The 26,231-nt window shown below is 73.0% G+C and carries 28 protein-coding genes and 3 pseudogenes; 12 read left to right on the top strand and 19 right to left on the bottom strand.

What is annotated here, in order from left to right; all coding sequences use genetic code 11:
- Nucleotides 1-30: 30 nt before the first annotated feature.
- The 3 genes from AB0442_RS21290 to AB0442_RS21280 all read left to right on the top strand — a co-directional run bounded on the left by AB0442_RS21290 (nt 31) and on the right by AB0442_RS21280 (nt 2,331).
- Nucleotides 31-825 (top strand): carotenoid oxygenase family protein, encoded by a 795-nt coding sequence (locus tag AB0442_RS21290; RefSeq protein ID WP_366164508.1) that lies wholly within the window; start codon nt 31-33, stop codon nt 823-825.
- 426 nt (nt 826-1,251) lie between these two features.
- The gene (locus AB0442_RS21285) at nt 1,252-1,551 is read left to right on the top strand and encodes a hypothetical protein (RefSeq protein ID WP_366164489.1); all 300 of its coding nucleotides are present in this window, start codon (nt 1,252-1,254) and stop codon (nt 1,549-1,551) included.
- Between the two features lie 111 nt (nt 1,552-1,662).
- Nucleotides 1,663-2,331 (top strand): peptidylprolyl isomerase, encoded by a 669-nt coding sequence (locus tag AB0442_RS21280; RefSeq protein ID WP_366164488.1) that lies wholly within the window; start codon nt 1,663-1,665, stop codon nt 2,329-2,331.
- Between the two features lie 133 nt (nt 2,332-2,464).
- Here AB0442_RS21280 and AB0442_RS21275 read toward each other — a convergent pair whose 3' ends face one another.
- Complete coding sequence (locus AB0442_RS21275; protein ID WP_366164487.1) at nt 2,465-3,232, bottom strand: transposase; 768 nt, start codon at nt 3,230-3,232, stop codon at nt 2,465-2,467.
- Nucleotides 3,233-3,267: 35 nt separating this feature from the next.
- On the opposite strand from AB0442_RS21275, the pseudogene AB0442_RS21270 reads away from it, so the two are divergent.
- Both AB0442_RS21270 and AB0442_RS21265 read left to right on the top strand, forming a co-directional pair.
- Nucleotides 3,268-3,365 (top strand): annotated as a pseudogene (locus AB0442_RS21270) (IS5/IS1182 family transposase); the annotation flags it as partial.
- A gap of 441 nt (nt 3,366-3,806) precedes the next feature.
- Nucleotides 3,807-3,893, top strand: a pseudogene (locus tag AB0442_RS21265) (IS5/IS1182 family transposase); the annotation flags it as partial.
- Nucleotides 3,894-3,958: 65 nt separating this feature from the next.
- On the opposite strand, the gene AB0442_RS21260 reads toward AB0442_RS21265, so the two are convergent.
- Complete coding sequence (locus AB0442_RS21260) at nt 3,959-4,237, bottom strand: hypothetical protein (RefSeq protein ID WP_366164486.1); 279 nt, start codon at nt 4,235-4,237, stop codon at nt 3,959-3,961.
- Between the two features lie 315 nt (nt 4,238-4,552).
- Between AB0442_RS21260 and AB0442_RS21255 the strand changes: the two genes are divergently transcribed.
- The 3 genes from AB0442_RS21255 (at nt 4,553) to AB0442_RS21245 (ending at nt 6,994) form a co-directional block, all read left to right on the top strand.
- Nucleotides 4,553-5,029, top strand: a complete 477-nt coding sequence (locus tag AB0442_RS21255) for an FxLYD domain-containing protein (protein ID WP_366164485.1) — start codon at nt 4,553-4,555, stop codon at nt 5,027-5,029.
- A 77-nt stretch (nt 5,030-5,106) separates the two neighbouring features.
- Complete coding sequence (locus AB0442_RS21250; RefSeq protein ID WP_366164484.1) at nt 5,107-6,363, top strand: HEAT repeat domain-containing protein; 1,257 nt, start codon at nt 5,107-5,109, stop codon at nt 6,361-6,363.
- A gap of 343 nt (nt 6,364-6,706) precedes the next feature.
- Entirely contained in the window at nt 6,707-6,994 is a 288-nt protein-coding gene (locus AB0442_RS21245) for a hypothetical protein (RefSeq protein WP_366164483.1), read from the top strand.
- 33 nt (nt 6,995-7,027) lie between these two features.
- Here AB0442_RS21245 and AB0442_RS21240 read toward each other — a convergent pair whose 3' ends face one another.
- On the bottom strand, nt 7,028-7,777 hold the full coding sequence (locus AB0442_RS21240; RefSeq protein WP_366164482.1) for an NAD(P)-dependent oxidoreductase: 750 nt from the start codon (nt 7,775-7,777) through the stop codon (nt 7,028-7,030).
- A 211-nt stretch (nt 7,778-7,988) separates the two neighbouring features.
- Nucleotides 7,989-8,468 carry a DUF2000 domain-containing protein gene (locus tag AB0442_RS21235; protein ID WP_366164481.1) on the bottom strand — a complete coding sequence of 160 codons (480 nt, stop codon included), beginning with the start codon at nt 8,466-8,468 and terminating at the stop codon, nt 7,989-7,991.
- 49 nt (nt 8,469-8,517) lie between these two features.
- On the opposite strand from AB0442_RS21235, the gene AB0442_RS21230 reads away from it, so the two are divergent.
- Nucleotides 8,518-9,330 (top strand): AraC family transcriptional regulator, encoded by an 813-nt coding sequence (locus AB0442_RS21230; RefSeq protein WP_366164480.1) that lies wholly within the window; start codon nt 8,518-8,520, stop codon nt 9,328-9,330.
- 154 nt (nt 9,331-9,484) lie between these two features.
- Here AB0442_RS21230 and AB0442_RS21225 read toward each other — a convergent pair whose 3' ends face one another.
- The 4 genes and pseudogenes from AB0442_RS21225 to AB0442_RS21210 all read right to left on the bottom strand — a co-directional run.
- A complete protein-coding gene (locus AB0442_RS21225; RefSeq protein WP_366164479.1) occupies nt 9,485-9,790 on the bottom strand; it encodes a hypothetical protein in 306 nt (101 codons plus the stop codon).
- A gap of 63 nt (nt 9,791-9,853) precedes the next feature.
- Nucleotides 9,854-10,417, bottom strand: coding sequence for a hypothetical protein (locus AB0442_RS21220; RefSeq protein WP_366164478.1), 564 nt, complete (start codon nt 10,415-10,417; stop codon nt 9,854-9,856).
- A 53-nt stretch (nt 10,418-10,470) separates the two neighbouring features.
- Nucleotides 10,471-10,842 carry a hypothetical protein gene (locus AB0442_RS21215; RefSeq protein ID WP_366164477.1) on the bottom strand — a complete coding sequence of 124 codons (372 nt, stop codon included), beginning with the start codon at nt 10,840-10,842 and terminating at the stop codon, nt 10,471-10,473.
- A 280-nt stretch (nt 10,843-11,122) separates the two neighbouring features.
- Nucleotides 11,123-11,443, bottom strand: a pseudogene (locus AB0442_RS21210) (transglycosylase SLT domain-containing protein); the annotation flags it as partial.
- On the opposite strand from AB0442_RS21210, the gene AB0442_RS21205 reads away from it, so the two are divergent.
- Nucleotides 11,400-11,981 carry a hypothetical protein gene (locus AB0442_RS21205; RefSeq protein WP_366164509.1) on the top strand — a complete coding sequence of 194 codons (582 nt, stop codon included), beginning with the start codon at nt 11,400-11,402 and terminating at the stop codon, nt 11,979-11,981. The pseudogene AB0442_RS21210 and the gene AB0442_RS21205 overlap by 44 nt on opposite strands.
- A 1,350-nt stretch (nt 11,982-13,331) precedes the next feature.
- On the opposite strand, the gene AB0442_RS21200 is transcribed toward AB0442_RS21205, so the two are convergent.
- The 10 genes from AB0442_RS21200 to AB0442_RS21155 all read right to left on the bottom strand — a co-directional run bounded on the left by AB0442_RS21200 (nt 13,332) and on the right by AB0442_RS21155 (nt 22,598).
- Nucleotides 13,332-13,703: a hypothetical protein gene (locus AB0442_RS21200; protein ID WP_366164476.1), complete on the bottom strand. Its 372-nt coding sequence runs from the start codon at nt 13,701-13,703 to the stop codon at nt 13,332-13,334.
- Nucleotides 13,704-13,932: 229 nt separating this feature from the next.
- Nucleotides 13,933-14,586, bottom strand: a complete 654-nt coding sequence (locus AB0442_RS21195; RefSeq protein WP_366164475.1) for a GPP34 family phosphoprotein — start codon at nt 14,584-14,586, stop codon at nt 13,933-13,935.
- Nucleotides 14,587-14,925: 339 nt separating this feature from the next.
- Entirely contained in the window at nt 14,926-15,411 is a 486-nt protein-coding gene (locus AB0442_RS21190) for an Imm1 family immunity protein (protein WP_366164474.1), read from the bottom strand.
- Between the two features lie 212 nt (nt 15,412-15,623).
- Nucleotides 15,624-16,436 (bottom strand): class I SAM-dependent methyltransferase, encoded by an 813-nt coding sequence (locus tag AB0442_RS21185; RefSeq protein WP_366164507.1) that lies wholly within the window; start codon nt 16,434-16,436, stop codon nt 15,624-15,626.
- Nucleotides 16,437-16,603: 167 nt separating this feature from the next.
- The gene (locus AB0442_RS21180) at nt 16,604-17,833 is read right to left on the bottom strand and encodes a DUF4132 domain-containing protein (RefSeq protein WP_366164473.1); all 1,230 of its coding nucleotides are present in this window, start codon (nt 17,831-17,833) and stop codon (nt 16,604-16,606) included.
- A gap of 377 nt (nt 17,834-18,210) precedes the next feature.
- Nucleotides 18,211-18,573 carry a hypothetical protein gene (locus AB0442_RS21175; protein WP_366164472.1) on the bottom strand — a complete coding sequence of 121 codons (363 nt, stop codon included), beginning with the start codon at nt 18,571-18,573 and terminating at the stop codon, nt 18,211-18,213.
- A 1,125-nt stretch (nt 18,574-19,698) separates the two neighbouring features.
- Nucleotides 19,699-21,330 carry a SulP family inorganic anion transporter gene (locus AB0442_RS21170; protein ID WP_366164471.1) on the bottom strand — a complete coding sequence of 544 codons (1,632 nt, stop codon included), beginning with the start codon at nt 21,328-21,330 and terminating at the stop codon, nt 19,699-19,701.
- A gap of 80 nt (nt 21,331-21,410) precedes the next feature.
- Nucleotides 21,411-21,758: a metalloregulator ArsR/SmtB family transcription factor gene (locus AB0442_RS21165; protein WP_366164470.1), complete on the bottom strand. Its 348-nt coding sequence runs from the start codon at nt 21,756-21,758 to the stop codon at nt 21,411-21,413.
- Nucleotides 21,758-21,949, bottom strand: coding sequence for a hypothetical protein (locus AB0442_RS21160; protein ID WP_344627071.1), 192 nt, complete (start codon nt 21,947-21,949; stop codon nt 21,758-21,760). The genes AB0442_RS21165 and AB0442_RS21160 overlap by 1 nt, the downstream gene beginning before the upstream one ends.
- A gap of 298 nt (nt 21,950-22,247) precedes the next feature.
- Nucleotides 22,248-22,598 carry a zinc ribbon domain-containing protein YjdM gene (locus AB0442_RS21155; protein ID WP_363548606.1) on the bottom strand — a complete coding sequence of 117 codons (351 nt, stop codon included), beginning with the start codon at nt 22,596-22,598 and terminating at the stop codon, nt 22,248-22,250.
- A gap of 256 nt (nt 22,599-22,854) precedes the next feature.
- Here AB0442_RS21155 and AB0442_RS21150 point away from each other — a divergent pair, with 256 nt between their 5' ends.
- Together AB0442_RS21150 and AB0442_RS21145 are read left to right on the top strand one after the other, a co-directional pair.
- Nucleotides 22,855-23,223: a metalloregulator ArsR/SmtB family transcription factor gene (locus AB0442_RS21150; protein ID WP_366164469.1), complete on the top strand. Its 369-nt coding sequence runs from the start codon at nt 22,855-22,857 to the stop codon at nt 23,221-23,223.
- Nucleotides 23,224-23,517: 294 nt separating this feature from the next.
- Nucleotides 23,518-24,264 (top strand): hypothetical protein, encoded by a 747-nt coding sequence (locus tag AB0442_RS21145; RefSeq protein WP_366164468.1) that lies wholly within the window; start codon nt 23,518-23,520, stop codon nt 24,262-24,264.
- Between the two features lie 290 nt (nt 24,265-24,554).
- On the opposite strand, the gene dacB is transcribed toward AB0442_RS21145, so the two are convergent.
- Entirely contained in the window at nt 24,555-26,135 is a 1,581-nt protein-coding gene (gene dacB, locus AB0442_RS21140; protein WP_366164467.1) for a D-alanyl-D-alanine carboxypeptidase/D-alanyl-D-alanine-endopeptidase, read from the bottom strand.
- Nucleotides 26,136-26,231 lie beyond the last annotated feature (96 nt).

Genomic DNA, 26,231 nt, shown 5'->3' with positions numbered 1-26,231 from the left:
TTCTTCGGGTCCTCGCCCTTCCCGCCCTACCTGACGTACCACGTCGCCGACGCCAAGGGCGAGCTCGTCCACAGCGCCGAGATCCCGGGAACGACCGCCTCCCTCAAGCGCGACTTCGCCGTCACCCGCCGGCACGTGGTCTTCATGAAGGGCAACGTCACCTTCGACCCGAGCGAGCACTCCGGCATCCCCTACGGCTGGAGCGACCGGCAGCCCGCCCGGATCGGCGTCATGCCGCGCGGCCGCGACGGCGCCGGGCAGATCCGCTGGTACTCCGTCGAACCGGGCAACATGCTGCACGTCGCCAACGCCTACGAGGACGGCCGCGGCCGAATCGTCCTGGAGGGCCCCACCGTCGACCGCGAGGGCTTCCGGCTCTCCTGGAACTGGTGGATCGGCGCGCCCGGACGCGGCGCCGAGCCCAACGCCCGGTCCTGCACCCGCCGCTGGGGGATCGACCCGGCCGCCGGCACCGTCGACGAGCAGATCGTGGACGACCTCGCGGTGGAGTTCCCGACCCTCAACGAGCAGTACCTCGGCCGCGAGAACCGCTACCAGTACGCCGTCTCCTTCCCCGACGAGAAGGGCTTCGGCAGCTACGGAGTCGTCAAGTACGACCGCACCACCGGCGCCCGCCGCATCCACGCGGTCGGCGACGCCCGGCTGCCCGGTGAGGCCGTGTTCGTCCCCGCCGGGGCCACCAGCGAGGACGACGGCCACCTGCTCACGGTCGTCTCCGACCTCAAGCAGGACGCCTCCCAGCTCCTCGTCCTCGACGCCTCCGGCTCGACCCGGTCGCCACCGTCCACCTGCCCCGGCGGGTGACCGCCGGCATCCACGGCTCCTGGATCCCCGACCACCCCCAGACACCGCCCGGGGCGCCGCCGCCCGGGGCTGACCGCAGCCCCGCCCCCTGTAGCCCGTCGGCCGCGGCGGTGCCGACACCCGCACCGCCGCGGCCCCACCCCGCCAGCCCTCACCCGAAGGAGCCACCACGATGTCCCGTCCCGCGCGTCCCGCCCGCGCCTCCCGTGCCGCGGCCGCGCTGGTCGCCGCCGCAGCCCTCGGCACCGCCGCCACCACCGCGACCACCGCCGCGACCACCGCCGCGACCACCGCCGCTGCCGCGCAGGGCACCGAAGGGCACCTGTCGAGGATCGTCACCGCCTGGGCCTGCGCCTGGAACGGCACCGACCCGCGGGCACTCGGCGCGCCCTGTTCACCGTCGACGGCACCTACACCGACCTCGCGGTGGGCATCACCTTCCGCGGCCGCCAGGAGATCTCCGGCTGGAAGGCCCGCGCGGACGGACTGATCGCCGACCTGCACGTCACCGTCCGCACCACCCGCCGCCACGGCAGCCGCATCACCGTCGAGGCGGTCTACGCCGGCCACCTCAAGGCCGCGCCCGAGGCCTTCGCCGTGCCGATGACCACCCACCTCGACCTCGACACCCACGGCCGGATCGTCGCCGACGAAGACCACTACAGCCTCGCCACCGTCCTCACCCGGTCCGGCCTGCCCGCCGACCGGACCCCGCCGGCCTCCTGAGGACCACGGCGCGTACCCAAGGTCGTGGGTGCACACCAGGACGGTGCATGGGTGCCGTCCGGGCGGGCATGAATGACGGGTCCGCGCCAACTCCACCCGGAAGGCTGCCACGTGAAGCGCAAGACCTGGGCCCTGTTCACCGCCCTGATCACCCTGCCGATGGCCCTGTCCAGCACCGCGGCGGTCGCCCTGCCGGCCGCCGCGACCCCGACGGCGGCCACCGCCTGCAGCTACACGCCGGCGGTCCCGGCCGACAACTTCAAGGGCATCCCCGTCTTCGACGCCAAGAAGGCCGCCAAGCCCTACAGCGCGACACTGCGGACCAGTCAGGGCGCCATCACCTTCAAGGCGCTGACCGACAAGGCCCCGTGCACCACCTTCTCGTTCCGCTTCCTGGCCGAGCACGACTACTTCGACCGCAGCCACTGCCACCGGCTCACCACACAGCGCATCTTCGTCCTGCAGTGCGGAGACCCGACCGGCACCGGCAGCGGCGGCCCCGGCTACTCGTTCCCGGACGAGAACCTGGAGGGCGCCACCTACCCGGCCGGTACGGTCGCCATGGCCAACGCCGGCCCGAACACCAACGGCAGCCAGTTCTTCTTCGTCTGGAAGGACACCAAGCTCTCGCCCAACTACACGCCGTTCGGCCAGGTCACCGCGGGCCTCGACATCCTGCAGAAGATCGCCGCGGGCGGCGAGGACGACCAGAACAGCCCCGGCGACGGCTTCCCGAACCTGCCCGTGAACATCCGTCACATCACCATCACCAAGCGCTGACCGGGCGGCGGCCCTGCGGCGGGGGATCGCACCGCAGGGCCGCCGAGGCGGTCCGTGCCGGGCTCCTAAGGGGTGTCCCGTAATTGATCTTTAGTGGTTCGAGGCGCGGCCGGTCGACCGCGAGTGTGATGGCTCATGCGGCCTGGATCAGGTTGTGCAGACGGGCGATGCCGAGCACGGCGTGGTGGACGCCGTCGCCCTTGAGGCGGCAGTCCCGCAGGATCTTCCAGGTCTTCATCCGGGCGAATACGTGCTCGACGCGGGCTCGGACCTGCTTGTGTTCACGGTTGTGCTCGGCCTGCCACTCGGTGAGTTCGCCGCCCTTGGAGCGTCGGTGCGGGATGACCAGGCCGGTCCCCGGGTAGCCACCGTCGGCGATCGTGGTTGTCCGGCCGACGGCCGCTTTGGCGCCGGACTCCTCCCATGCCCTGCAGTCGTTCCGGTTGCCCGGCAGGGGCTTGCCGACAGCGACGACCAGCCGGGTGTGGGCGTCGATGACCACCTGGTGGTTGGTGGAGTACCTGTAGTTCTTCGACTTCTCCGCGATGGTGTGGTCGCGGGTGGGGACCAGGGTGCCGTCGACGATCAGCACGGTGTCCTTGCGGAACCGCCGCCGGGGCCTGAGCGCCAACAGCGGGCCGACGTGGTCGATGATGCGGTCGGCCGCCGACTCGGACACGCCGAACAGCGGCGCGAGCTGCCGCGGTGACAGGTTGGTCCGCCAGCAGGCCGCGACCAGCAGGACCCGGTCCTCCAGCGGAAGACTCCAGGGCCGGCCCGGCCGCACGGTGTCAGCGCCCTCTCGGCAGAGCGCCGTCATCAGCTTGCGGAAGGCGCGCGGGCTCAGCCCGGTGAACGGGGTTATCCAGGACGATTCCGACGCCGTGATCACACCAGCCATGGCGAGATCATCCCAGCCGTGATCACTGCTCCGGGAGCCAGCTCGCCGCCGCATACTGGCGGGCCAACCTCCGCTGCGGCAGTTGGCGCCGCTGTCCGGAGTGTCGAAGTCGGCTGCCGACCGCATCGTCGACCGCAAGGCCCCGGCGACGGCGCCGCAGCAGCGAACCGGTGGTGGCGACCAGCGCGGTGGTGGCCAGGTTCGCGGGCAGCTCGGTGATCAGTGCCACAAGGGTCCCGTGTTGCCGTCGCAGTGAGGAGAGCAATCGCCGGCGCCGGATGCCGCGGTCATGATCAGCCCGAAGACGAGGAGAGCCAGGACGATCCAAGCCACATGGGCGAAGTCTTTGCCAAGTGAGTTTTTCGGAGCGCTGCTCTGCGGGACCTCATCGTGACTCTCGGGCTCGCCACTGGGTCCGTCATGTCCCTCTGCCGCCATCGTGTCATCCCCCCCGTCGCGGTGTGTCCTCTCATGGCACGACGTCAGATCCCGTCCGTCAAGGCCTGAGGCGGGTTGCTATCGAGAAGAGCCGCACCGGCTCGACGGATCGTCGCGGACGGGGAGGGAGTGGACGCTGCGCTCTGGCCGGCTCAAGGGCGACGGCGTCCACCACGCCATGCTCGGCATCGCCCGCCTCCACAACCTTCTCCAGGCCGCATAGCCCGACCCACCGGCGATCAGCCCACCTCGTTCCGGCCATCTCAACGGTCGATTACGGGACACCCCTTAGCGTGGATGATTGTGGACGGCCTCGCTGTGATGGCAGCTGTACCTCTTGCACTGCCCCATGAAGCCCGGGACGTAGCTGTCGCAAGGGTGCCCTGAATTCAGGCAATTGTGGCAGTAACGGCCTTCAGGATCGACATGGACTCCGGCGGCCGCCAGTTTCTCCCGCGCCGCTGCATGGGCCGTCCGGACCTGATCGAGAATCAGTTCCTCCAGCTCCGCGGTGACCTCGTCGATCACCTTGTTCTGATCGTCCGTGAAATCGTTCCGGAGCTCCATCGGTTCCTCCACGCTGCTCCGACACCCCCAACTGCCATGGTCCCGCAGCCCGTAGGGTGACGCCACTCAGCCCGGGACCGGCTACGACGAGTAGCAGAACGCCCTTTTCGTGACTGTCCGCTGTGCTCGCCCCTGCCGTTTCAGCGACTCCGCTCGGGCCATCCGATTGACCTGTCAACCAGTGATCGAGAATGACCGGATCTGACGGACCGTCACCAACCGGTCTCGTGGACATCACGGAACAGGAACCCGTCGTTCTACCGACCGGTACATCGATACGTTCTGGCCCTCACCGCTCATTCCACAGAGGACCCCATGCGCCCCATCACCCTCGTCCTGGCCGCCGCCTGTCTGCTCACCGGCGCCGTCGCCTGCGAGCCCCCGGCCGACAGCAGCACCCAGAAGTCCACCGCCGCAGCCGTTCCCGCCCAGCCCGCCGCCGGCGCGCCGTCCGCGGCCGCACCGCCCGCCGCCGGCGACGCCGCTGCGCCCGCCCCGGCCGGTGACGGTGACAAGGCGAAGGACGTCGAGATCACCAAGTGCTCGGTGGACTCGACCCTGCACTGGCCGTCCGCCGAGCTCACCATCACCAACCACAGCTCGAAGGCGTCGAACTACATGGTGCAGGTCGAGTTCCTCGACGGCGCCGGCACCCGCATCGGGGAGGGCATGGCCGCGACCAACGGCCTCGCCCCCAACCAGAAGAGCGTCCAGAAGGCGCAGGGCACCTCCACGGCCGCCGGCAAGACCTCGTGCCGGCTGATCGAGGTGACCCGGTACGCCACCCCCTGACGGCAGCGGTCGCACCGCCCGCGGGGGAGACCCGCGGGCGGAACGGCGTGTCAGTGCGGTGTGAGAGGTTCTCACCCGTGACGAGCGAGAACAACGACAGCGTGTTCGCAGGACTGGACGACATCGACTGGGCGTCCCTGGAACACGCCTACGGGCCGGCGGGCGACGTCCCCGACCAGCTCCGCGCCCTGTGCGGCGAGGGCCGGGACGATCGCGGCCGCGCCCTGCACGCCCTGTACGGCAACATCTTCCACCAGGGCAGCCGCTACCAGGCCTCGGCCTTCGCGGTGCCCTTCCTGGCCCGCATGGCCGCGGACCGTTCCCGGCGCGGCCGGGCCCAGGCCCTGGAGCTGATGTCGGGCCTGGCGATCGGCTACGACGAGGCGCACCTCCCCGACGGGGTGGCGGTCGCGGCGTGGCGGCGCGGGGTCGAGGACCTGCGGGCCAAGGGCGCGGCCGCGACGACGGCCGAGTACGACGACTGGGTCGCGCGGGCCGCCGACGACGGCGAGCGCCGGGTCCGCGAGTTCCAGCGCAGGACCTTCGACTACGACCGCCACCTCGGCGCGTACGAGGCCGAACTGGCGGCCTACGACGCCGTCGCGCGGGAGGTGCCCGCGCTGGCCGCGCTGCTGTCCGACGAGGAACCCGCCGTCCGGGCCTCGACCTGCCACGTGCTGGCCTGGTTCCCCGAGCAGGCCGCGGCCGTCCTGCCGCAGCTGCTGGACCTCGCCGACCGCGAGCAGGTCCCCGCGGTCGCCGCCACCGCGCTGATCGCGGCCGGACTGCTCGGCGACGCGGCCACCGTGGAACGGCTGCGGCCCTTCCTCGCCGCCGACGAGCCGGTGGTGCGCTGGGGTGCCGCGATCGGCCTGGCCCGGCTCGGCAGCACCGGTGCCGAGGCCGCCGTCGACGCGGAGGTGCTCGCCGAACTCGCCGCCGTCGAGGCCGAGGAACCGGACGGCGAGGAGCTCGCGGTCCCGTTCCAGGACGGTGACCTGAACGGGTACGCCGCCCTCGCCCTCACCCAGGTCGCCGACCGCTACCCGGCCGAAGCCCTCGACGCCGTGACCACCGGGCTCGCTCGGGCATCCGGGCCGGCCGCCTTCCCCGTCACCGCCGCCGCCCTCCGCCTGGCCTTCGGTGGCTCCTCGCACGCCGACCTGCCGCCCTTCGCCGAGCTGGACCACGGCCAGCAGCGCCTGGTGACCACCCTGGCCTCGCTCGGCGACGACACCTGGTGCTGGGGCAACTTCCTGCAGATCCTGCGCGGCTGGGACATCCCCGCCGACCGGACGGAGCTGCGCGCCTACGCCGGCCTGCCCACCGCCTGAGCCCCCAATCCCCGGCCGGCCCGCACCCGGGCGGGCCGGGGAAATGCCGTCGCCACGGGCGGCCGGACCCGGTGGGTGCCACCCCTCCCGTAGGCCGATCGGCTGCTCCTCGTCCTCGCCGAAGGCCCGCCGGACCGATCCGATCGCGTCGGCCGATGGCCCGGGAGGGGCCGTTCGGGGGACGGGACGGCCGATCGGCGCCACGCCCGGGTGGTTCGGCGGGCGGAGTGCCGGCGCCGGGACTACGGTGTCCGCGGGTCCGCAGGCCCGGGGCAAGCGCCGTGCGGGGACGGGTGCCGTGCTGCGACGACGGACCGGTTCGGAGAAGGAGAGGGACAGAACCATGATCGCGGACATCGGGATCGAACCACTCGGCGATCACGAGTACCTCGTGCGCTTCCCCACCGCGGACGACGCGGTCCTCTCCCGCATCCGGGCCAGCGAGTCGACCGTGGACCAGTTGCACCTGGCCCCCACCGACGAGGAGCGCATCGTGGCGGAGACCGCCGTGTTCCTCGCCGAACGGCAGCCCACGGCCGACCTCCCGCCGATGATCGACCTCGCCGACGTCGCGGACGCCTACGGCGACGACTACCTCCAGGAGCTCGGCCGCCGCCTCGGCGCCCGGTGAGCCGCCCACGGTGGTCGGCCTACGGCAGTGCGGTCAGCGCCCCAGGTGGGGGAGCGTGAACCCGGGCGAGGCGTAGACGCCGCCCTGGGGCGCCGCCGGGTCCACCGGAAGGTCCGCCCCCGGAATGCCGGCGGCGTACGCTTCGGCGTCGTCGACGGGCGTGTAGTCCAGGACCGCCGGGTCGGGGAGCTCCCAGAAACGGCGGGCGTTGGCGGAGACCGCGTACACGGTGGCGAAGCGGGTGGCGGCCGGTGCGGTCAGCGCGGCCCGTACGTAGCCCACGGCGTCGCGCGGGCTCAGCCAGGTCGCCAGGTGACGGGCCTCCGTGGGCGCGGGCTCGAAACTGCCGATGCGCAGGCAGATCACGGACAGGCCGAACTTGTCGGCGTACAGCCGCCCGAGCGCCTCGACCGCCGCCTTGCTCACCCCGTACAGACCGTCCGGGCGGACGGGCTCGTCCGGCCCCGTTCGACGGCCGACGGGATGGAAACCGGTCACCCGGTTGCTGCCCGCCAGCACCACCCTCTCGATGCCCAGGCGCCGTGCCGCCTCCAGAACGTTGTGGGTGCCGAGCACGTTGACGTCGAGGAGGTCCGCGAGCGGCGCCTCGTCCGGGATCCCGGCCAGGTGCAGCACCCGGTCGGCGCCCGCGAGCGCGGACTCCACGGCCGCCGCGTCCCGCAGGTCGACGCAGTGCGCCTCCTCGTTGCCGGCCTCGGGCCGCAGCGGCACCCGGTCGACCAGGACCACCCGCCCCGCCTCGCGCCGAAGCACCTCGCGCACGACGGACCCGATGGTCCCCGCGGCACCCGTCACCGCCACCGTTCCCAGACCCACGATGCCTCCCCCCGCTATCGGCCGACTCCGCATCCTCGCTGACGCCCGGTCACGGATCAAGCGGCGGCCGGCGACGACCGACGCCGCACCGGCCGCCGCCGGAGGCCGGGGGAGGGCACGCGGCCGGCCGGGACCGCCGCCGCGCCCGACCCGCCCGTCAGGGGTGCATGCGGGCGCCCTTGAGGACCTTGTCCACGGCGTTCCGCGGCCCGTGGACGGCCAGTCCGACCAGGTCGAGCCGGTCGGTGGCCACGGCCCGCACCGCGGCCCGGTTGTCCCGGTCGTTCCCGGTGGCGAACAGGTCGGAGGTGAACACCGCACTGGGCAGCGAACGCGACAGCGCACGCCCGTGCGCGGCGGCCATCAGCTCCTTCGTCCCCTCGAAGACCAGCACCGGCTGGCGGAACATCGGCAGGTAGGCGACGCCGTCGGCATCCGCGTAGGGCTCGCCCACCACCTCGGGCGAGACCGTGCCGAGCCCGCTCACCAGGAAGGCGGTCACGTTCAACCGCTGCCACGGTTCGAGGTCCTCGCGCAGCAGGACGGCGATCTTCGTGTCGAAGCGGACGGGTGCGCCCCCGGCGGCCGGCCCCGCCGTTGCGGTCGCGGCCGGGGCGACGGTCTGGTCGGTTCTCATGCCACGAGACTGCCGGCCGCCCGGCCGCTCCGTCTTGTACGTTCTTTGCATGCCGCCGAAACAGGAGGTCGCTGCCTGGCGCCCGGCCGTCCCGGGCGTCGTCGAGGTCCTCCACGCCCACTTCACCGACCACGCGTACCCCATGCACGTCCACGACGCCTGGACGGTGCTGATCGTCGACGACGGCGCCGTCCGCTACGACCTCGACCGCCACGAACGCGGCACCCCGGACGACACCGTCAGCCTGCTCCCGCCGCAGGTCCCGCACAACGGCTCACCGGCCACCGCCCACGGCTTCCGCAAACGGGTGCTCTACCTCGACACGACGCAGCTCGACGCACGGTTCATCGGCCCCGCCGTCGACGGCCCCGACCTCACCGACCCCGTGCTGCGCAGACGCGTCGGCCAACTGCACACCGCCCTCGCCGACGCCGGCGACGAACTCGAGGCCGAGAGCCGGCTCGCCCTGATCGGCGAGCGCCTGCGCCAGCACCTGCGCCCCGGTTCGGCCGTCACCGCCGGCCCGCCGGCCCGCGGAGTCGCCCATGACCTGCGCGACCTCCTCGACGCGCACCTGCTCGACCACCTCACCCTGGACCGCGCCGCCACCCTGCTCCACGCACACCCCGCCCACCTGGTGCGGGCGTTCAGCGCCGCGTTCGCCATCGCACCCCATCAGTACGTGATGTCCCGCCGCGTCGACCTCGCCCGCCGACTGCTGCTCTCCGGCCGCCCACCCGGTGAGGTCGCCACCGCCGCGGGCTTCTACGACCAGTCCCACCTCACCCGCCACTTCAAGCGCGTCCTCGGCATCCCTCCGGGCCGCTACGCCCGCCACGGCCGCACCGGTCGGGTCGGCTGAACACCGGCCCGCGTGCCGTACCGCGGCTGTCCTGCACCCGAGCCCCCGCACTCGTCGGCGCCCAGGCCTCCGGCCACCACGACGAGACCGCCACCCGCCTGGTCAACGCGACACCACACCCGTGCGGGCCCACCGGTCAGGATGTGACAACACATCAAGTCCCGGATGGTCGGCACTGTCCGATGAACCCCGTGAGCGCCTCCTGCCACCGTCGTTCGAAGAACTCCGCGGACGTCTCCTCGACGTGCACGTCCTCGGCGTCCTCGAGCTCCGTCCATGACGGAACGGGCTCCGACCCGAGCTCGACCGGGCCCTGCAGCGGGTGATCCCGATCGACGCGGACGAGTCGGCCGTCCACGTACTGAGCCACCTTGCGCACCTCGTAGCCGTCCGTCCCGACGGGGCGATGCACACGACCGCCGCCGGAGAAGCCCTCCACGGCCTTCGGGGGTGTGGGCACTGCTCCGGTTCCGCCCGTGTGCGCGGTCCTCACGGAGCGCCGGGTGCCATGAGGCGCACCACGTCAGGCAGTGGGCCGGCCGTTGAAGCGGTACTCCTCGGAGGGCATCGAGTCCCATTCGGTGTTCGCGCCGTCGCGCGTCACCAAGAACAGCGGACGCGATCGGAGCACCTGCCCGACCGGTTGCCCGCGCAGGAGGACCCCGGGATCATCGGGCCCCGCGTAGCCCTCGGGCGTGTAGCGAACGTACACGTCCATGGCCTCGGCATACGCGGTGGTGTCGTGCTCCAACCCCGCGAAGTCCCTCCCGACCAGCGGGATTCCGTTGTGGGCGACCTGGGGACCGTTCACGGCATCGGCGGCGATGCAGAACAGGCCCACGGCTCGGCTCACATAGGCCGTGACGGCAGGCGGTGAAGGAGCAACCCCGCGACGGTGGACGTCGACCTTCCACGTCGGCGAGAAGAGCGCGTGGTCCCGTGCACACTCGCCGACCTCCGTCCGGCCGAGTGCCGCAGCCGCCTCGACCACGTCGTCGACGGTCATACCGAACCGGAGCGGCCCGACGCCGACAGCCGGCGCATAGGACCACTCGTCCCGTTCGGCGACATCGGTCCTGAACGCCATGGTCGCTCCTCTGAAGACACCTGAGACGTGCCGCCGTCCATCATGGCCGGCGGTCACTTCCGGTCGTTCGGCTCCTCGTCCCGGACGGTCGGCGCGGACGACGGTGCCGGGGGCGCCGGCGCGACGGCCGGGACGGCCGGGTGGGGAGGTGTCGCCGCGGCAGGCCCGGTGGTGGTCGATTCGAGGCTGAGCCCGAAGGCGCCGGCCAGCAGGGCCAGGCCCAGCACGATGAACATCCACGCCTGGTTCCCGCGGCCGGCTACGAGCTCGGCGCACTCCACCGCGCTCGACGTGACGATCGGCCCGGAGTTGGGAGTGAAGCCGGACCCGCAGCCGTCCCCCACCCTCACCGCGCCGTACACCACGCCCGCCACCACCAGGAAGCCGCCCGCACACACGAGCGCCCTCACCACACGCTGAAGCACCGTCAGCCCCTCCCCACATGCCGGCAAGGCGCCCAGCGTAGAGCGAAGGGAGACCGCGCGTGGCCGATTGCCGAGCACCGGCCGTGTGGTCCGTCGACGGCCACCCCCACCACGGCAACGGCTACTGCCCTCCGGCCGACGCGTGCCGCACCGGCGGACCGGGCGAGGTCCTCGCCGGGCGGGGGGACGGACGTGGCGCCACCGCGCCGAACCCGGCGACTTCGTCATCGGGTTCGGCGCCGTGACGGCCGTGACACCGTGCTGCGTCGTGCTGGGCCCGTCAGTAGGGGCCGTTGACGTTGTCGATGGAGCCGTAGAAGTGTGCGGCGTAGTTGCAGGCCGCGGTGATGTTGGCGACCGGGTCGTAGATGTCCGTGGACGTGCCGGGGACGTGGTAGGCCTGGAAGGTGGGGTCGATGACCTGGAGGAGGCCCTTCGAGGGGTGTCCGGCGGCGGCGTTGGAGTCGGTGAGGTTGATGGCCTGCGGGTTGCCCGACGACTCGCGCATGATGTTGCGGTAGATGCCGTCGTAGGTGCCCGGGATGTGGTTCTCGGCCATGACGGCCAGTGCCTGGTTGATCCAGCTGTCCAGGTCGCCGGTGGCCTTGGTGGTCGGGGCCGCGGTGGCGGCGGTCGCCGGGGCGGTCGCCGCGGTGGACGGGGACGCGGTGCCGGAGGGCGACGTCCCCTGGGCGGCGCCGGTCCCGCTTCCGTACGTGCTGTGGGCCTGCCAGGTGCTGCTCCCGGAGGACCCCGTCCAGGTGCGGTCGGTGGTTGAGCTCCCGCTCCAGGTGGGGGTGGACGTGTGGTCGGCGGTGGTGGTGGCCGGGGTGGCGGAGGCGGTCGGCGTCGTCGTGCTGTGGGTGGCGGTGGTGGTGGGCGCGGAGGCGGTCGGGTGGGCCGTCGTCCGGGCCTGGGCCGTGCGGGCCGGTGTGCTGGTCGCCGGCGCGGTGGTCGCGGGGGCGGTGTGCGAAGAGTGGGCCGCGGTGTGCGCGTGGCTGGTGCTGCGCTGGGTGGGCAGTGCCGAGTGCTTGGCGTGGGAGCCGGTGCGCTGCGCGGGGATGGCGCCGGTGGTGCGGTGGCCCGCCGCGGTGGTCTGCGCCGACGTATGTGTGCTCCAGGCCGTCGGTTCGAGCTGAGGAGTCTGGCTCCGGGCCGTGGCGGCCGTGCCGGCGCCGCTGGAGTGGCTGGGGGCGGCGTTGGCGGTGGTGACCGCGACGGCCGCGGTGGCCAGGGCTGCGGTGGTGATCCACCGGCCGGAGAGGAGGACGGCGGGTACGCGGCGGGGGCGGGCGTGCTTCGGCATGGGGACTCCGGTACACAGACGGCGACAGGTCGCACGGGCGGGGGCGGGGGACGGTCACGACGCGCGAGCGGGGGCAGGGCACGCCGGGGGCTGCACGGAAGGCCGGGGGAGACCTGTACGGGCAGCACGGGCTACCCGGTGGACACGGAAGGTGCGCACCGGGGCGATCGAGGGGCGCCGGGAGAGTGGTGGGCGCCGGGGAGAGGGGCGGCCGCGTGGTGCCGGTGGCCGTGGGAGGACGGCGAACGGCGGACGGCCTCGATGTGGCAGCCGGCACGACGGACGGGCCGGCGGGGGACGCGCGGGCGGGGGCCGGGTCCGCTGGGAGGGGCGGACGGCCGTGGGCCCGGCGTCGTGGCGGTGACGATCGGGAGAGCTCGGGTCGGAAAGGCTCGGCGCGTGGGCCGGGGCCCGCGACTAGGCGGTGGTCGCGACCACCGTGCAGGGCCTTGGCGGCGAGCACAGCGGAGGCCGGGACCGTCCGGCGGCACGGGACGGTTCGGCGAGCGGAGGGTCGTTGATCGCTGTCACGGTGTCACCTCGGCAGGAGGGTCGGGGTGGTGGGCGTGCAGGGCGTACCGGGCGGACGGCCTTGGCGGCGGTCGCGGACCGGCGCCGTGCAGGTCCCCTGTGGATGTTCGTCGGTGCACTGACCGACTGGGGTTGGGGATTTCTATCCTCCCGGCGGCGCCGGAGTCCAGGCTTATCCGGCAAATGGCGCCGAAGGCGGCGCATCTCACAAAATGCATCCGCCCATTAGGGTTATTTGGGCAATTTCGGACTATTGGGTGATTGGCGGGGCCCGCCGCCGGGGCGGCGTACGGCCGGGAGCGCCGCTCCAGGACGTCGACCGCCGCGGGCGCCGGACCCGTCCCGTGCGGCCCGGAGGTGCCCGGGTTGCCTGCCGCCGGCCGTGGGCCGGTTCCGGACGTCAGGCGGGCCGGGTACCGAGCGCGAGGGCGAGCCGTTCGGACTGCTCCGCACTGATGCCCCGGGCCAGCTGCACGCCCGAGCGCGGGCTGTACGGGTCGTCGCACTGCAGGATGCCGTCGCGCGTGGCTGCGCCCCGCCGCCGTGTCCCCGGGCGCGCTGTCGTCGCCGAGCGCGGGCAGCAGGAGCAGCAGCCGGGTGTGGGGGTCGTGGACACCCGGAGCCGTACGGTCGGCGGTGTTCGCGATGTGGGTCAGCTCCGGCCAGGAGAGCCCGGGCCCGCCTGGCGGCCGTCGACGGTGGCGAGGTGGCGGTGCCGCCGCCGGTCGGGATGGGTGACGAAGTACTCCGCCCCGCCGTCGTCCGGGAGGTTCCGGCTCACCACCACCGCGGTGTGCCCGCCCCCGAACGGCACCCGGAACACCGGCCGGAGCTCCGCGTTCAGCAGGGTCCCGTGTACGGCGTCGACATCGGCCTCGTCGGCCCCGAACCACTCCGCGCCCGGTTCGGCGCCCTCGTCGTCCGACTCGCACATCCACAGCAGGTACGCGGCCCAGGAACCCGGGTGCGAGAGCAGTTCTTCCCCGGCCACCAGCGGGGCATCGTCACATCCGTGGATCAGCACCGGGCAAGACTGTCGGCACCGACCGGCACCCCGCACACCCCCCCGGAGTGGCACCGGTCGTCCTCGCCCATGCCGCGAAGGCTCGGTATACGACGGCGCCGACTGCCGGCCTGCTCGCACCGCCGGCCAAGCTGCCGCCGCGTCAGCGCGCCAGCACCGTGGACCGGTGGCCGCCACGGATAGTCCCTCAGGAACCCGCGGGCTCCCGCCGAAGCCGGTCCGACGGCCCTCAGCTGCCGCCCATTCCGCCCTGGGCGGCGACCATGGTCAGGTTCAGCCCGCTCACCGCCCGGGCCAGGCCCGGGGTCCGGTCGGCGAGCCGGTCGGTGAGTGCGGTGATCCGCCCGGCGTTGGCCTTGCGGTCGTGGCGGGTGAGGACCAGCTTCAGGTGTCCGTGCGCGGCCAGGGCCGCGAGGACCGCGTCGGCGTACGGCGCTTCGGTGACGGGGGCGCCGCCGCGGACGAGCTCGGCCACCCGGACCTGGAGGTCCAGGGCTTCGCGCGGGTCGTCCATCGTCACCGTGCGGTGCGGTGCGACCGGGCCGTACGGATCGCGGTCGGCCATCGTCATGATGCCGAGCACCGCGAGGCGCTCCTCGACGGCCTCGAGGGTGTCGTCGCGGCTGCGCTTGATCCACGACTTCCAGGTGCGGGGGCGGTCGGCCAGTTCGGCGAGCAGCGCGTCCAGGACGCGGTCCCCGGTGGGGCCGGCGTCCACGACCTGCACCCGGCCCGTCCCGTCCTCGGCCGCGGCACCCCGGTGGGCGAGCTCGGCCAGAGCGGCGGCGCGCAGCAGGAACCCGGCGCGCGTGCGGTCCTGCAAGCTCTGGGCGCGGGTGTCGAAGGCCAGCAGATAGGTGGCCAGATGCAGTCCTCGGCTCATGGCTCCGACGATACGGCGCCCCTTCCCGCCAGCCATCGACCGACAGGACCAACCGATCCTCCGCCTGTGGGTGCACCCGTACGCTCGGCCGTCGTCCTTGAGTCCTACCGGGCCACGGGCAGGCAGCGGACGGTCCGCCGCGGCGTCCAGGAGGCCGTCCCCGATCGCCGAGGGCCCCCGGCGATCGCCTCACCTTCGGCGGAGTCATCAGCGAGACCGGCACCGCCGCCTGCCGCCTCGCCACCACCCGCGCCGAAGAGCAGTCGGTCAGCCGACCTGCACCCGCGCGGGCTCACACGGTTCGTCGTGCGTTCACCGGCACTACCGCCCAGGTGTTGCTCAGCCGGACGAACCCCACGGGTCCTGGCCATCGTCCAAGTCCTCCGCAGCCACCTCGACCGGCTTCCAGACGACACACGTAGGGACACAGCCACCGCTGCGCAGAAACTCTTTGACGGCGCTTCGGACGAGACTCAACGGGATCTCCGAGCCGAGGGGGAACTCCGTCCAGTGGCCGGCGACGTGGTGGACGACGTCACCTCGTGAGCCCGGAGCCCCTACAGAGGCAACGAAGCCGGTCTCAGGGACCGAGAGCATCAGGGCCCCGACCTGGCCGTCCCTGTTGACGCCGACATGGAGTTCATGATCCGGAAATCCGGACCAGGTCATGGGCCGGGCCCTTGAGACGAGATGCGCGGCGTCATGGAACGGCGGCCCTGCCAGGAGGGCGTCGATGAGGCCGTCGACGTCCTCCTCGGTGGAGACGAGAACGGGGTCGTGCATGTCGGCACGGCGATAGCGGGCTTCCAGCCGGCTGTCAGCCACCTACGACACCCCCTCCGCGGAATTCGGCCCCTGGCCGGGCAGGGCCATCGGTGGTCAGCCCGGGCAGCCTCGTGATCAAACCACGGACAGCCACTGCCACGCGCCGCCGGACAGGCCCCTTCCACGACCACGTCGTGTGGTCGCATGCTCGTCGGCCACGCCAACCACGACGTCGGAGTTCCAGGGGATCATCGGGGGGTCGGGAGGCGGGTCTACCGGCGGACGGCCGCGATCAGTCCGCCGGGCCGCTCCTCGCGTTGCGGCGGGGTGCCGATCGGGCGGCCGTAGGCGGCAGCGAGCTCGCGCAGGGTGTGGCCGTCGGCGTCCCAGCCGTGCCCGTCCAGCCAGCCCAGCGGGTCGTCGGGCATCTCCGAGACCCACAGGAACGCCGCTGATCCCGGCACGGCGTCCGCGCCGAAGCGCTCGATCACGCCGCGCGAGCCCAACGTCAGCCCCATCCGGCTGCCTGCCGCCGACAGCGCGCCGATCCGGGCGAGCAGCAGCTCCACCGCCTCCTCGGGCAGGTAGATCAGCAGTCCCTCGGCGATCCACACGGTCGGCAGCGCCGGGTCGTGCCCCGCGGCGGCCAGCGCGCCCGGCCAGTCCTCACGCAGGTCCACCGCGACGGTGATCCGCCGGCAGCGTGCGACGGCCCGCTCCCGGTGCAGCACCGCTGCCTTGAAGTCCAGTGGCGCGGCGGTGTCGACCTCGAACAGCCGGGTGCCCTCGGGCCAGTCCGTCCGGAAGGCCCGGCTGTCCATGCCGGCGCCGAGCAGCACGACCTGCCGGACCCCGGCCGCGGACGCCTCCAGCAACAGATCGTCGAGGAACCTCGTCCTGATGACGATGGAGAACGCCACGGCCAGCCGACGGCGTCGTGCGGCCTCGTCCTCGGGCGGCGGCGAGGCCGGCCACAGGCCGCCGGCGGCGGCGAAGGCCTTCGCCAGGGGGTCGCGGAACAGCGCGTCCTCCCGCTCCGTCTCCAGCGCCCGCACCCTGGCCACCCCCACCGCCGTGGCCCACACTCCCGACGGCTGCACCCGCTCCTGCTCATCAGTCACCACGCCAGCCTAGACGGGGGATTCCCACGCCTCACCTACGCGGCCAGGTCCGGCGACCTGCGTGGACCGATCTCCCCGGACGAGCGGCGACCGGGGGGCAGGTGCCCGGCTTCGTCGGCCTCGGCCGGCAGTCAGCAGCCGGCGAACTGCGGCACCAACGGCTCGACTCCACGGCTCTCCAACAACTCGGCCAGGGCCTGCTGCTGGGTGGCGGGGGCGCGGTCGGCCCGCCAGAGCCGCACGAGGGTGTCGTCGTGGGCCCCGGCGGATGGGCCGGCCGGGGTGTGGAGGCCGTGGTCCGCGGCCGGCAGCCCGGCGGTCCAGGTGCCGTCGGGGTTGCGGTGCTCCCAGATGAGGGTGCGGGTGAGCAGCCCGGTGACGGGGTGGTCCCGGTAGTGGCGGGCCCACTCGGCGTACGGCCAGGTCCGGTCCAGGGGCAGCATGGCGCGGAGCCGGGAGCGTTCGGCGCTCAGCGTGGACTCGACGTGCCGGGCGAGCCACCGCGTCATGTGCACCTGCTCGTCACCGTGGCGGGCCTTGAAGCCCTTAGGGGAGCGGAAGGGGGACCGGGTGCGGACATCGCTTCCGTCGGAGTGGATCCAGTCGACGGTTACCTCGCCGCTGCTCTCGAGGGTGACGACGGACTGATAGGAGAGGTTCACCCATGGCGCTCCGCAGGCCGGCGGACCGAGCCGGACCGTCCGATCGGGGTCCAGGCCGCAGGTGGGCACGGTCCGTTCGGCCAGCTGCTCCGGCAGGAGTCCCAGACGCGTCGCCGTCTTCTTGACCACCCTGACGAGGACGAGGTGACAGTGGGCGCCGGGCTGGACCTCGCGGTGCAGGGTCCACAGCGCGTCCATGGCGGCGAGATCGCCGAGAGCGGTGAAGACCGCGCCGGAGAGGTCGTCGTCGCGCACGAAGTAACCGTCCAGCACGGAGGCGTTCTTCCGGGCGACGGTCAGCAGGACCTCGACCAGGGCATCGGTGGACGCCGGGTCGGCACCCTTGCCGCCGAGCAGGCCGCAGGCCAGCGCGAACCCGTTGGCGAGGTGACGGGTGGGGGAGGGCCGCAGCCAGCCGTAGTCGGTGTTCGGGTCGGTGCGGTTGTGCAGCGAACCGCCCTCGGCGAGCGCCATGACGGCCTCGCGGACCAGCTCCGGCGCCCCGTCGGCCTTGAGCAGTGCCTTGGTCCGGCGCTTCCAGACGCCGTTGGTCTTGCCCCGCCAGTCCCAGAACTCACCACTCGCCGCGAGGTGCAGCACCAGCTCGGTCAGCTCGGGCGAAAGTGCCGCCAACCGGACCCGTATCCGCTGGACCCAGGCGTTCTCCGGATCCAGCAGCTCGTCCACGCGTTCGTCCATGCGGTGATCTTGGCAGACGACGCAGACAGTCTGCCGACGGAGCGTCACCTCCGGTGCGAGCGGCTCCGGGGAACCGGGGAGGCTCGGGACGGGCTCTCGTGCTGCGAGTAGTGGCGTCGGCTCCGGGCGGCTGCCCCGGATCCCCGCCCTGGACGCACTGCCGGCGACGCAGCGCGCCAGGGGCTACCCGGCTGGCCGTCCGTGCCCCTTTCCGCCTCGGCGGGGAAACCCGGAGCGGTCGAGGCCGTCCTCGCAGCCCTCCGGCGGCTCGGGGGAGGGACCCGAGGCCTCGGCCCGACCCGGACCGTAGCCGCGCAGGTGCCGCCCCCGGCCCCGGTCGCCGGCGTGCCCTTGCGGGGGGACTGCTGGAGGGGGCGTCAGAGCTCGAGATCGGCCTCGATGCGGCGGGCTTGGTGGCGGGCCATGGCCAGGTTGGACCGGCTGCGGTCGAGCATCAGGTAGAGGAACAGCCCGGGGTGGCGGGTGAGCGGCCGGATCAGGTGGTACTGGCCGGTCAGGCTGATGAGGATGTCCTCCGGCTTCTGGTCGCCCTGGCCCGCCAGGCCCAGCGCGCGCAGTTCGGCGCGCAGGATGTCGGTCGTGGCGGCGGCCGCGACCGACAGGGTCTCGCTCGGGCCGGCCGTCCCGAGCGCCATGCCGCTGGTGTAGTCGCCCAGGGCGGCCCCGATGGCGCCCTCGATGGTCATCGCTTCCTTGAGCGAGGTCTCGATCCCGGCCATGTGTTCCTCCGACCGTTCGGGCGCAGGGAGGCGTCCCGGCGCGTTGGTGTCCGCTTCTGTCGGGTGAGCCTAGGAAATCGGGCGGCCTCGCTCGCCGAATTGACCGTAAGCGATCGATTCCTGCCGGGGAGGCGCTGCCTCGGCAGCAATCCATGACATGTTGAGTTGATGAATTCTTCATGTTGATAGATCCTGGACCGCGTGGCGCCACCCACCGGCGAGCTGCGCGCGGTGGCGCGCCGCCCTTCCGGCCACACGAGGAAGCCAGCCCATGAGCACTGCCGACGGCCCTCCTGCCTGCGGTCGACCTCGAACGCGCGCGGGCGTGCCGGATCTGCGAGGGGTGGGGAACCGTGTCCACGCCCGACGGCGGGGCCTACGTCCCCTGCCGGGCCTGCCGGAAGAGTCCCGGCGATCGGCCGGCGGCACCGGACGCCGCCCCTGCACCAGCACGGGCCGAGGGCATGACGGGGGAGTGACTCCCCGGCCGAGCGGCGCCGCCGCCCCTCCCGCGCGGGTCAACGAGCCCCGACCGCCGCAGAGGGACGCGGTGCATCCGGCCCCTGGCCTCCGAAGCCGGTCACCCGGCCCGTCGACGAAACCGCGCAGGTGGCCGAGGCGAACGCCGACGCGCGGACCCCACGGCCGGGCCACCACCGTCAACACATGCCCCGAGCCGGAACGCCCCACCCGTCGGCGAGGTTGCCATCGGCACATTCACTCGTTGTGCCCGGCATGACCTCCGACCTCCGGACCTGCGGCGGAGCCGCCGAAACGATTCTCCGCGAGACCCCGATCTTCGCCCACCTGGCCGCACTGTGGACCGCCGCCGGCCTCACCGTGCCCGGCCGCGCCGACCCCGACTGGGACCGCCTGACCGCACCGCTCCGCTTCCTCCCACCGCCGCTGCCGTCCCCGGTCGCGGCCCCCGACCGGGGGCGGCAGACAGCCTGCACGTCCACCGCGCACAACCCGACCCCATCCCCGCGCACCTCAAGGACTGCGCATGACCCACCACGACCCCCCGCGTCCCCCCGCAGCGGACCAGCACCGGCGGCTGCGGGGTCGATCGGCGCCCGAACGGGCATCAGCCTCGGCTCACCGCCGCCATGCCCGGCAGGGAGGTCATCGGTGGCCGCCGCCGGCCGTGTCGGCCAGGACCCCGGACAGGTGGGTGCGGGCGTACGCGATCGCGTCGGGGGTGGCGGCGAAGACGCGGTGCTCGGCGTGGAGCCGGTCGAGGACGCCGAGGGCGTCCAGGGTCCTGCGGTGGTCCTCGCGGACACCGGAGACCAGGACGAGGACGCCGCGGTGCTCCAGCTTGTCGACGGCGTCGCCCAGCACGAGGGCGCCGGTGGCGTCGATCGCGGTGATCCGCGACAGGCGCAGCACGACGGCCTTCACGTCGCTCGTCTCGGCGAGTTCGAGGAGGAAGCGGTGGGCGGCGGCGAAGAACAGCGGCCCGTCGATGCGGTAGGCGACGATGTGTTCGGCCAGCAGGGCCTGTTCCTCGGCGTGGTGGTCGGCGGGCGGCAGGCCGTCGTGCAGCGGCACGCGGGTGAGGGCGGCGGAGCGGGCGACCTGGCGCAGCGCGAGGGCACCGGCCACGAGCAGCCCGACGATGACGGCGGTCACCAGGTCGAAGGCGAGGGTGGCGGCCGCGGTCAGGGCGAGGATCGCGGCCTCGCCGCGTCCGGCGCGGGCCAGCGCCCGAAGGGAGGCGACCTCGACCATCCGTACCGCGGTCGCGATCAGTACGCCGGCCAGCGCCGCGAGCGGGATGCCCTCGACGAGCGGGGCGGCGGCGAACACCACGGCGGCGAGGACGGCCGCGTGGACGAGTGCGGCGAGCCGGGAGACGGCTCCGGAACGGACGTTGACGGCGGTGCGGGCGATGGCGCCGGTGGCCGCGACACCGCCGAACAGCGGCGCGGCCAGGTTCGCCAGGCCCTGGCCGAACAGCTCCCGGTCGCTGTCGTGCCGCTGGGAGACGCTCATCGCGTCCGCGGCGGTGGCGGACATCAGCGACTCCAGTGCGGCGAGCGCCGCCACCGCGACCGCGGCCGTCGCCAGCCTCGGCACGTCCGCGAGGTGGAAGAAGCCGAGCGAGGGCGCGGGCAGGCCGGAGGGCAGGTGCCCGATCGTCGCCACGTCCAGACCGGCGCCGGAGACGAGGAGCGTCGCGGCGACCACGGCGAGCAGCGAGAACGGGACACCCGGCCGCAGCCGGGCACCGAGCAGCATCACCGCCGCCACCCCGCCGGCCAGCACCAGCGGCGCGAGCTGCGGATCGGCGACGAAGTCGGCCAGGGCGTCCCACGCGGTAACGGCGACGTTCTCGGCACCCGAAGGCTTCACACCGAGTGCCGCCGGTACCTGCTGGAGGCCGATGACGGCGGCGATGCCGAGGGTGAACCCCTCCACCACCGGCGCCGGAACGAACGCCATGAAGCGCCCGGCACCGCCGATCGCCGTCGCGACCAGCAGCACACCGGCGAGCAGACCCACCGTCAGCACACCATCGGTGCCGAACCGGTGGACGATCGGCACCAGGACCACCGTCATCGCCCCGGTCGGCCCGCTGACCTGCAGGTTCGAACCGCCGAACAGCGCTGCCAGCGCGCCGGCGACCACCGCGGTCGCCAGACCCGCCGCCGCGCCCGCGCCCGACGCCACACCGAAGCCCAGCGCGAGCGGCAGCGCGACGATCGCCACCGTCACCCCGGCGAGCAGGTCCTTGCGCGGTGAGCGCCGCATCGTCGCCCACGTCGTGCGATCGGGAAGCACCGCCCGCAGCCGGCCGCCCGGACGGCTCGCGGACGAAGCGGACGCGCCGCTCATGCCTCCGCCGCCTGCGTCCCGTGCCCGCCGAGCCCGGCCAGCAGGTCCGACTGGACGGTGATCATCGTGGACAGGATCCGTCGTGCCGCCTGCAGCAGCTCCGCCACGTCCGGCGTGCTCAGCGCGTACACCACGGTGTTGCCGTCCCGGGTGGCCGACACCAGCTGGGTGCGGCGCAGCACCGCCAGCTGCTGGGACAGGTTCGAGGGCTCGATCTCGATCTCCGCCAGCAGCTCGCGCACCGGCCGCGGGCCGTCCTGCAGCAGCTCCAGCACCCGGATCCGCACCGGATGGCCGAGCGTGCGGAAGAACTCCGCCTTCGCCTGATACAGCGGGATCGCCATCAGTCCTGCTCCTCCTCGTCCGCCGCACGGTCCAGCGCGATGCCGTGGTGGGCCGCGATCCGCAGCAGTTGCGTGATCCGCCCCGCGTACGCCTGCGCCTTCTCCTCGTCACCGGCTTCCCGGGCCCGGGCCCGCAGTCGGCGGGCCTCGGCCAGCTGCTCGTGCAGTTCCGCGTCGAACACGCCGCTCATCGCCGCTGTCCCTCCGCCTGGGCCCCGCGTCCCTGCCGAGCCCACCGGTACACGAATACATCATCTTCGAACATGAAGAATTCTTCAAATGGCTACTGGTGTGAGCCCCGGCCGGGAGTCCGGCCGATCCGCCTGTCGATCACCCGTCGTTCCGGCTTCCGCATGCAGCGGCGGCTGGAGGCGGCGGGCCGGACGACTCGCAGCCCGCCCCGACGCCGGTCCCCGACGCCGGTCCCCGCCGTCGGGGTGGGCGTGGCGTGGTGCGGCCGCGGGTGGGCGGCCGGCCCCGTGGCCGGGGTCAGGCCTTCTTGACCACGCTCGACTTGAGCTGCATGGCGCCGAAACCCTCGATCCGGCAGTCGATGTCGTGGCCGTCCACGCCGTCGACCAGGCGGATGTTGCGCACCTTGGTCCCGGCCTTGATGCCCGACGGGCTGCCCTTGACCTTCAGCGCCTTCACCACGGTCACCGTGTCGCCGTCGTGCAGCTCGTTGCCGACCGCGTCCCGCACCACCCGCTCGCCGGGGGCCTGCGCGCCGCTGTCGCCGGGGGCCCACTCGTGTCCGCACTCGGGGCACACCACCAGCGCGTCCATGGCGTAGGTGTACTCGCCGGAGCACTTCGGGCAGGGGGGAAGGTTCTCGCTCATGGGCCCGGGTCCTCCGCCTGTCGCATCTGTCGCACTGTGTCGGGAAAGAATGCGGGCCCGCCGCACCCCCGTGGCGCAGCAGGCCCGCTCCGGCAGCGCCTCCGGGGAGCTGCCGAGAGTCCGAGTTTAGCATTTGAGAATCTCCGCAAGTCCCATGGTCGTAGCCCTGCGCCGACCCTGCGCGCACAGCCCGGCGCACCCACCGGCATTGCTACAGTCGAACCAGCGCCCCGACCCCGACACGGACGGTGACCCCATGCCTGCCGATCCCTCGCGGCAACCCTCCGTCACCGCGGTGCCGCTCTACCAGGTCAAGGCGGAGTTCTTCAAAACCCTCGGCCATCCCGTGCGGATCCGGGTCCTCGAACTGCTCAGCCAGCGCGAGCACGCCGTCGCCGAACTCCTCGCCGACGTCGGCGTCGAGGCCTCCAACCTCTCCCAGCAGCTCGCCGTCCTGCGTCGCGCGGGTGTGGTCACCTCCCGCCGCGACGGCGCCGCCGTGATCTACCGGATCACCAGCCCCGAGGTCGCCGAACTCCTCGCGGTCGCCCGCTCCATCCTCACCCGCGTGATCACCGACCGCGCCGAACTCCTCGGAGACCTCCGCCCGGGTCCGGCCGACTGACCGCGACGCCACGGCCACCGGCTTCGGCGTCCCGGCGAGCACCGCGCCACCAGGCGAACTGTCGTCTCCGCCAGCCCCCTTCGCGGCGTGCCGGGTCGGGCGCGCACGTACTGGTGCAGGAGGCCGTTGTCGTACCGACCTTGCTGAGCACGGGTTCGAATGTGGCGGCTCTGCCCGCCGAAACACCGCCCCTATGCCTGACCGGCGCAAACGCACCCGTCACTCGCGGAAGGGCAGCGGCTTCCAACCGGCCCGGACGGGAATCGTGTCAGAAGTCCGGTCTAGGTTTGGCCCGTGAACCACAGCAGCTCCAAGGCCGGGGCGCCCCGCGAGCCTGACCTGCCGCCCTACCAGGTAGTCCTGGCGGAGACTGATTGGGGTTCGCTCCAGACGGCCTTCGGGAACGGTGAGTGCCTCCCCGAAGTCCTGGCACGGTTGCTGGAGCCTGATCCCAAGGTGCAGGTCACCGCTCTGTCGGAACTGAGTGAGCTGGTCGGCCACCAGAACTGCATCTACGAAGCCACCGCCCCCGCCGCCATGTACGTCGCCGGCATCCTCGCCCACCCGGCGGCCATGACCCTCCGGCCGTATCGCAACGTCCCCGTCCGCGCGACATTGCTGAACTGGTTGGTTTCCACGGCCTACGACGCCTCCGACGAGATCGTCGACCGCACCGAGCAGTACTTCCCTGGCTTCCTCACCCCCGGCACCATCGTGGCGGTCTTCCGGGACCTGCGCCCGATGCTCTATCGAGCCGTCGCGCCCTTCCTGCAGGACGGTCACGAGGACGTGCGCGAAGCCGCCGGCCTCGCCGCGCTCATCCTCGCCGAACACCCCGCGCTTGCCCAGTGCCGCGATCACCTCGCCGTGCACGCGCGCCGCATCCTGGACACCAGCAGCGACGCCCCTAACCGGCGCGTTGCCCGGAAGGCCCTCGAAGCATGGGGTCACGACGTCACCGACATCGACCCTTTCCAGGAGGAGCCCTGGGACTGCGGGCCGCACAGCGATGGCCGCGGCGATCTCGAACCTCCCTTCTGACTGATGGGCGAACGGCCCACCGGCCCAAGGAGGTGCGGCCGGCCGAGTGTTCGGAACGAAAGCGGTGTGCCGCATCCGTGGCCCGCAGAAGCCACGGGCCCGGGAGCAGGTCCGGCGGCCGCAGCCGCACCTCGTCCTCGCCGCCGACGGCACCGCACTGCGCGAACGCCGGCTCGGGCTCCTGGAACGGGCCGTCACCCGCCCTGAGCGGCCGCACGCCGGCCCCCGGCCTCCGGACGCCGAGGGCGGCGTGACTAGGGGCCGGGGGCCGGGGGCCGGGCGACGGGGGATCAGCCGCCCTGCTGCTGGAGGATCGAGGAGGCCTCGGCGACGTCCTCGATGACCTGGGAGATGAAGGCGTCGAGGTCGGCCACGGCGAGGTTGTTGACCCCGGCGAAGAACGTCCGGATCTCGCCGGAGGGGGTCACCAGGTAGCCGGCGACGGTCTCCGCACCCACCGCCAACCGCCCGTTCAGGGCGTCGAAGCCGGCGACCGTCCCGGTCTTGGCGAACACCTTGCCGACGCCCCCGCAGCCGGTGCAGAAGCCGTCCAGCGTGCCGTCCTCGCCGAGGACCGGCAGGGTGTCGCGGAACACCTCGGCGTCCGGGGTGTGCAGCCAGTACCGGAGCAGCTGGTTGACCGCCACGGGGGTGGCCCGGTCGACCGGGTCGCCGCCGCGGCCGTCCGCGAGCTGCACCTGCGTGCTGTCGACCCCCGCGGCCTCCAGGAACGCCCGGAGCACCGGGAATCCGGCCTCGCAGTCGGTGCTGCCCGCGGTCACCGCCATGAGGCAGAGGTCGAGGTTGGCGCCGAGGTTGTGGCTGACCTTGAGCACCAGCCGGGCGTACTGGCTGAACGGCGGCGACACGTAGGAGGCGACGTCGGAGCCGGGCGCGTACGCGGCGGGCAGGCCGTCCTCGTCGTTGGCGCCGACCTGGTCGGCGGTCACCGTCACGCCGGCCCGGGCGAGCGCCTCGATCAGGGCCGTCCGCCCGAAGGCGGCGGGGTCCTCGACCGGGCTCACCCGCAGCACGGGTGCCGCGTCGGCGGCGATCGTGCCGGACAGCGTGATCTGCGTCCCGTCCTCGGACGCCGTCACCTGGATGTCCGTGGTGCCCCCGGCGGCCACCGTGGTGACCTGCGAGACGACCTTGTAGGGCGCGACCTGGGGGCGCCACGAGAGTTCGGCCGGGCGGCCCGGGGCGGTCGGTGTGGTGAGCAGGTCGATCAGGTTGTCGTTGATGATCAGCGGGGTGGGGGTCGGATCGAGGGCCGGCGTTTCGAACAGCCGGGTGTCGATCACGACGTCGCCGTCCACCCGGCTGATGCCGGACTGCCGGATCTGCCGCGCGAGGTCGTCGATTCCCGCGAGCGGGTCCTCGGGGGTGAGGGTCGCACCGGGCAGGTCGTTGGCGTACGTGTGGTCGAGGGAGGTGAAGTCCAGGGTGCCCTCGGGCGTGACCCGGCCGCCGAGCGCCAGGTCACCCTGCGCCACCAGGACCAGATCGCCGTGCAGGCCGGCGCCGTCGCGGGTGCCGACGGCGTGGACGGGGGTCGTGAAGCGGTGGTCGCCGCCGAGCGCGTGCCACGTGCCGGAGACGGTGAACAGCTTGGCCACCGAACCGGGGATGAAGAACTTGTCCGACTGGAGCTCGTGCAGCACCCCGCCCTGAGGGTCCTCCTCCAGGACACCCCACTGGGCGTGCGCGTAGATCGGTTTGTCGAGGATCCGCCCGAGGATGTCCTGCGTGTCCCCTCCGGCTCCGCCGCCCGGCGGCCCTCCGCCGGCGATCGTCAGCGCGGCCAGGGCCAGCATGCCGCCGGCGAGTCCGGTTCGTCCTATTCGTCGTACGTGGCGCTTGGTCGCCATTCAGCCCACCAGTTCTGGATGTCCGGTCCGGCGCCGGGGGACACGCCCGACGCGGGGTCCGGGTCGGGGAGACGGCATCCGGCGCCGCGGTGATCG

The sequence above is a fragment of the Kitasatospora sp. NPDC085895 genome, from assembly GCF_040702125.1.
Taxonomy (GTDB): Bacteria; Actinomycetota; Actinomycetes; order Streptomycetales; family Streptomycetaceae; genus Kitasatospora; species Kitasatospora arboriphila.
The sequence above is the reverse complement of the archived record's forward strand: the minus strand, read 5'-3'. Positions and strand labels throughout refer to the sequence as shown.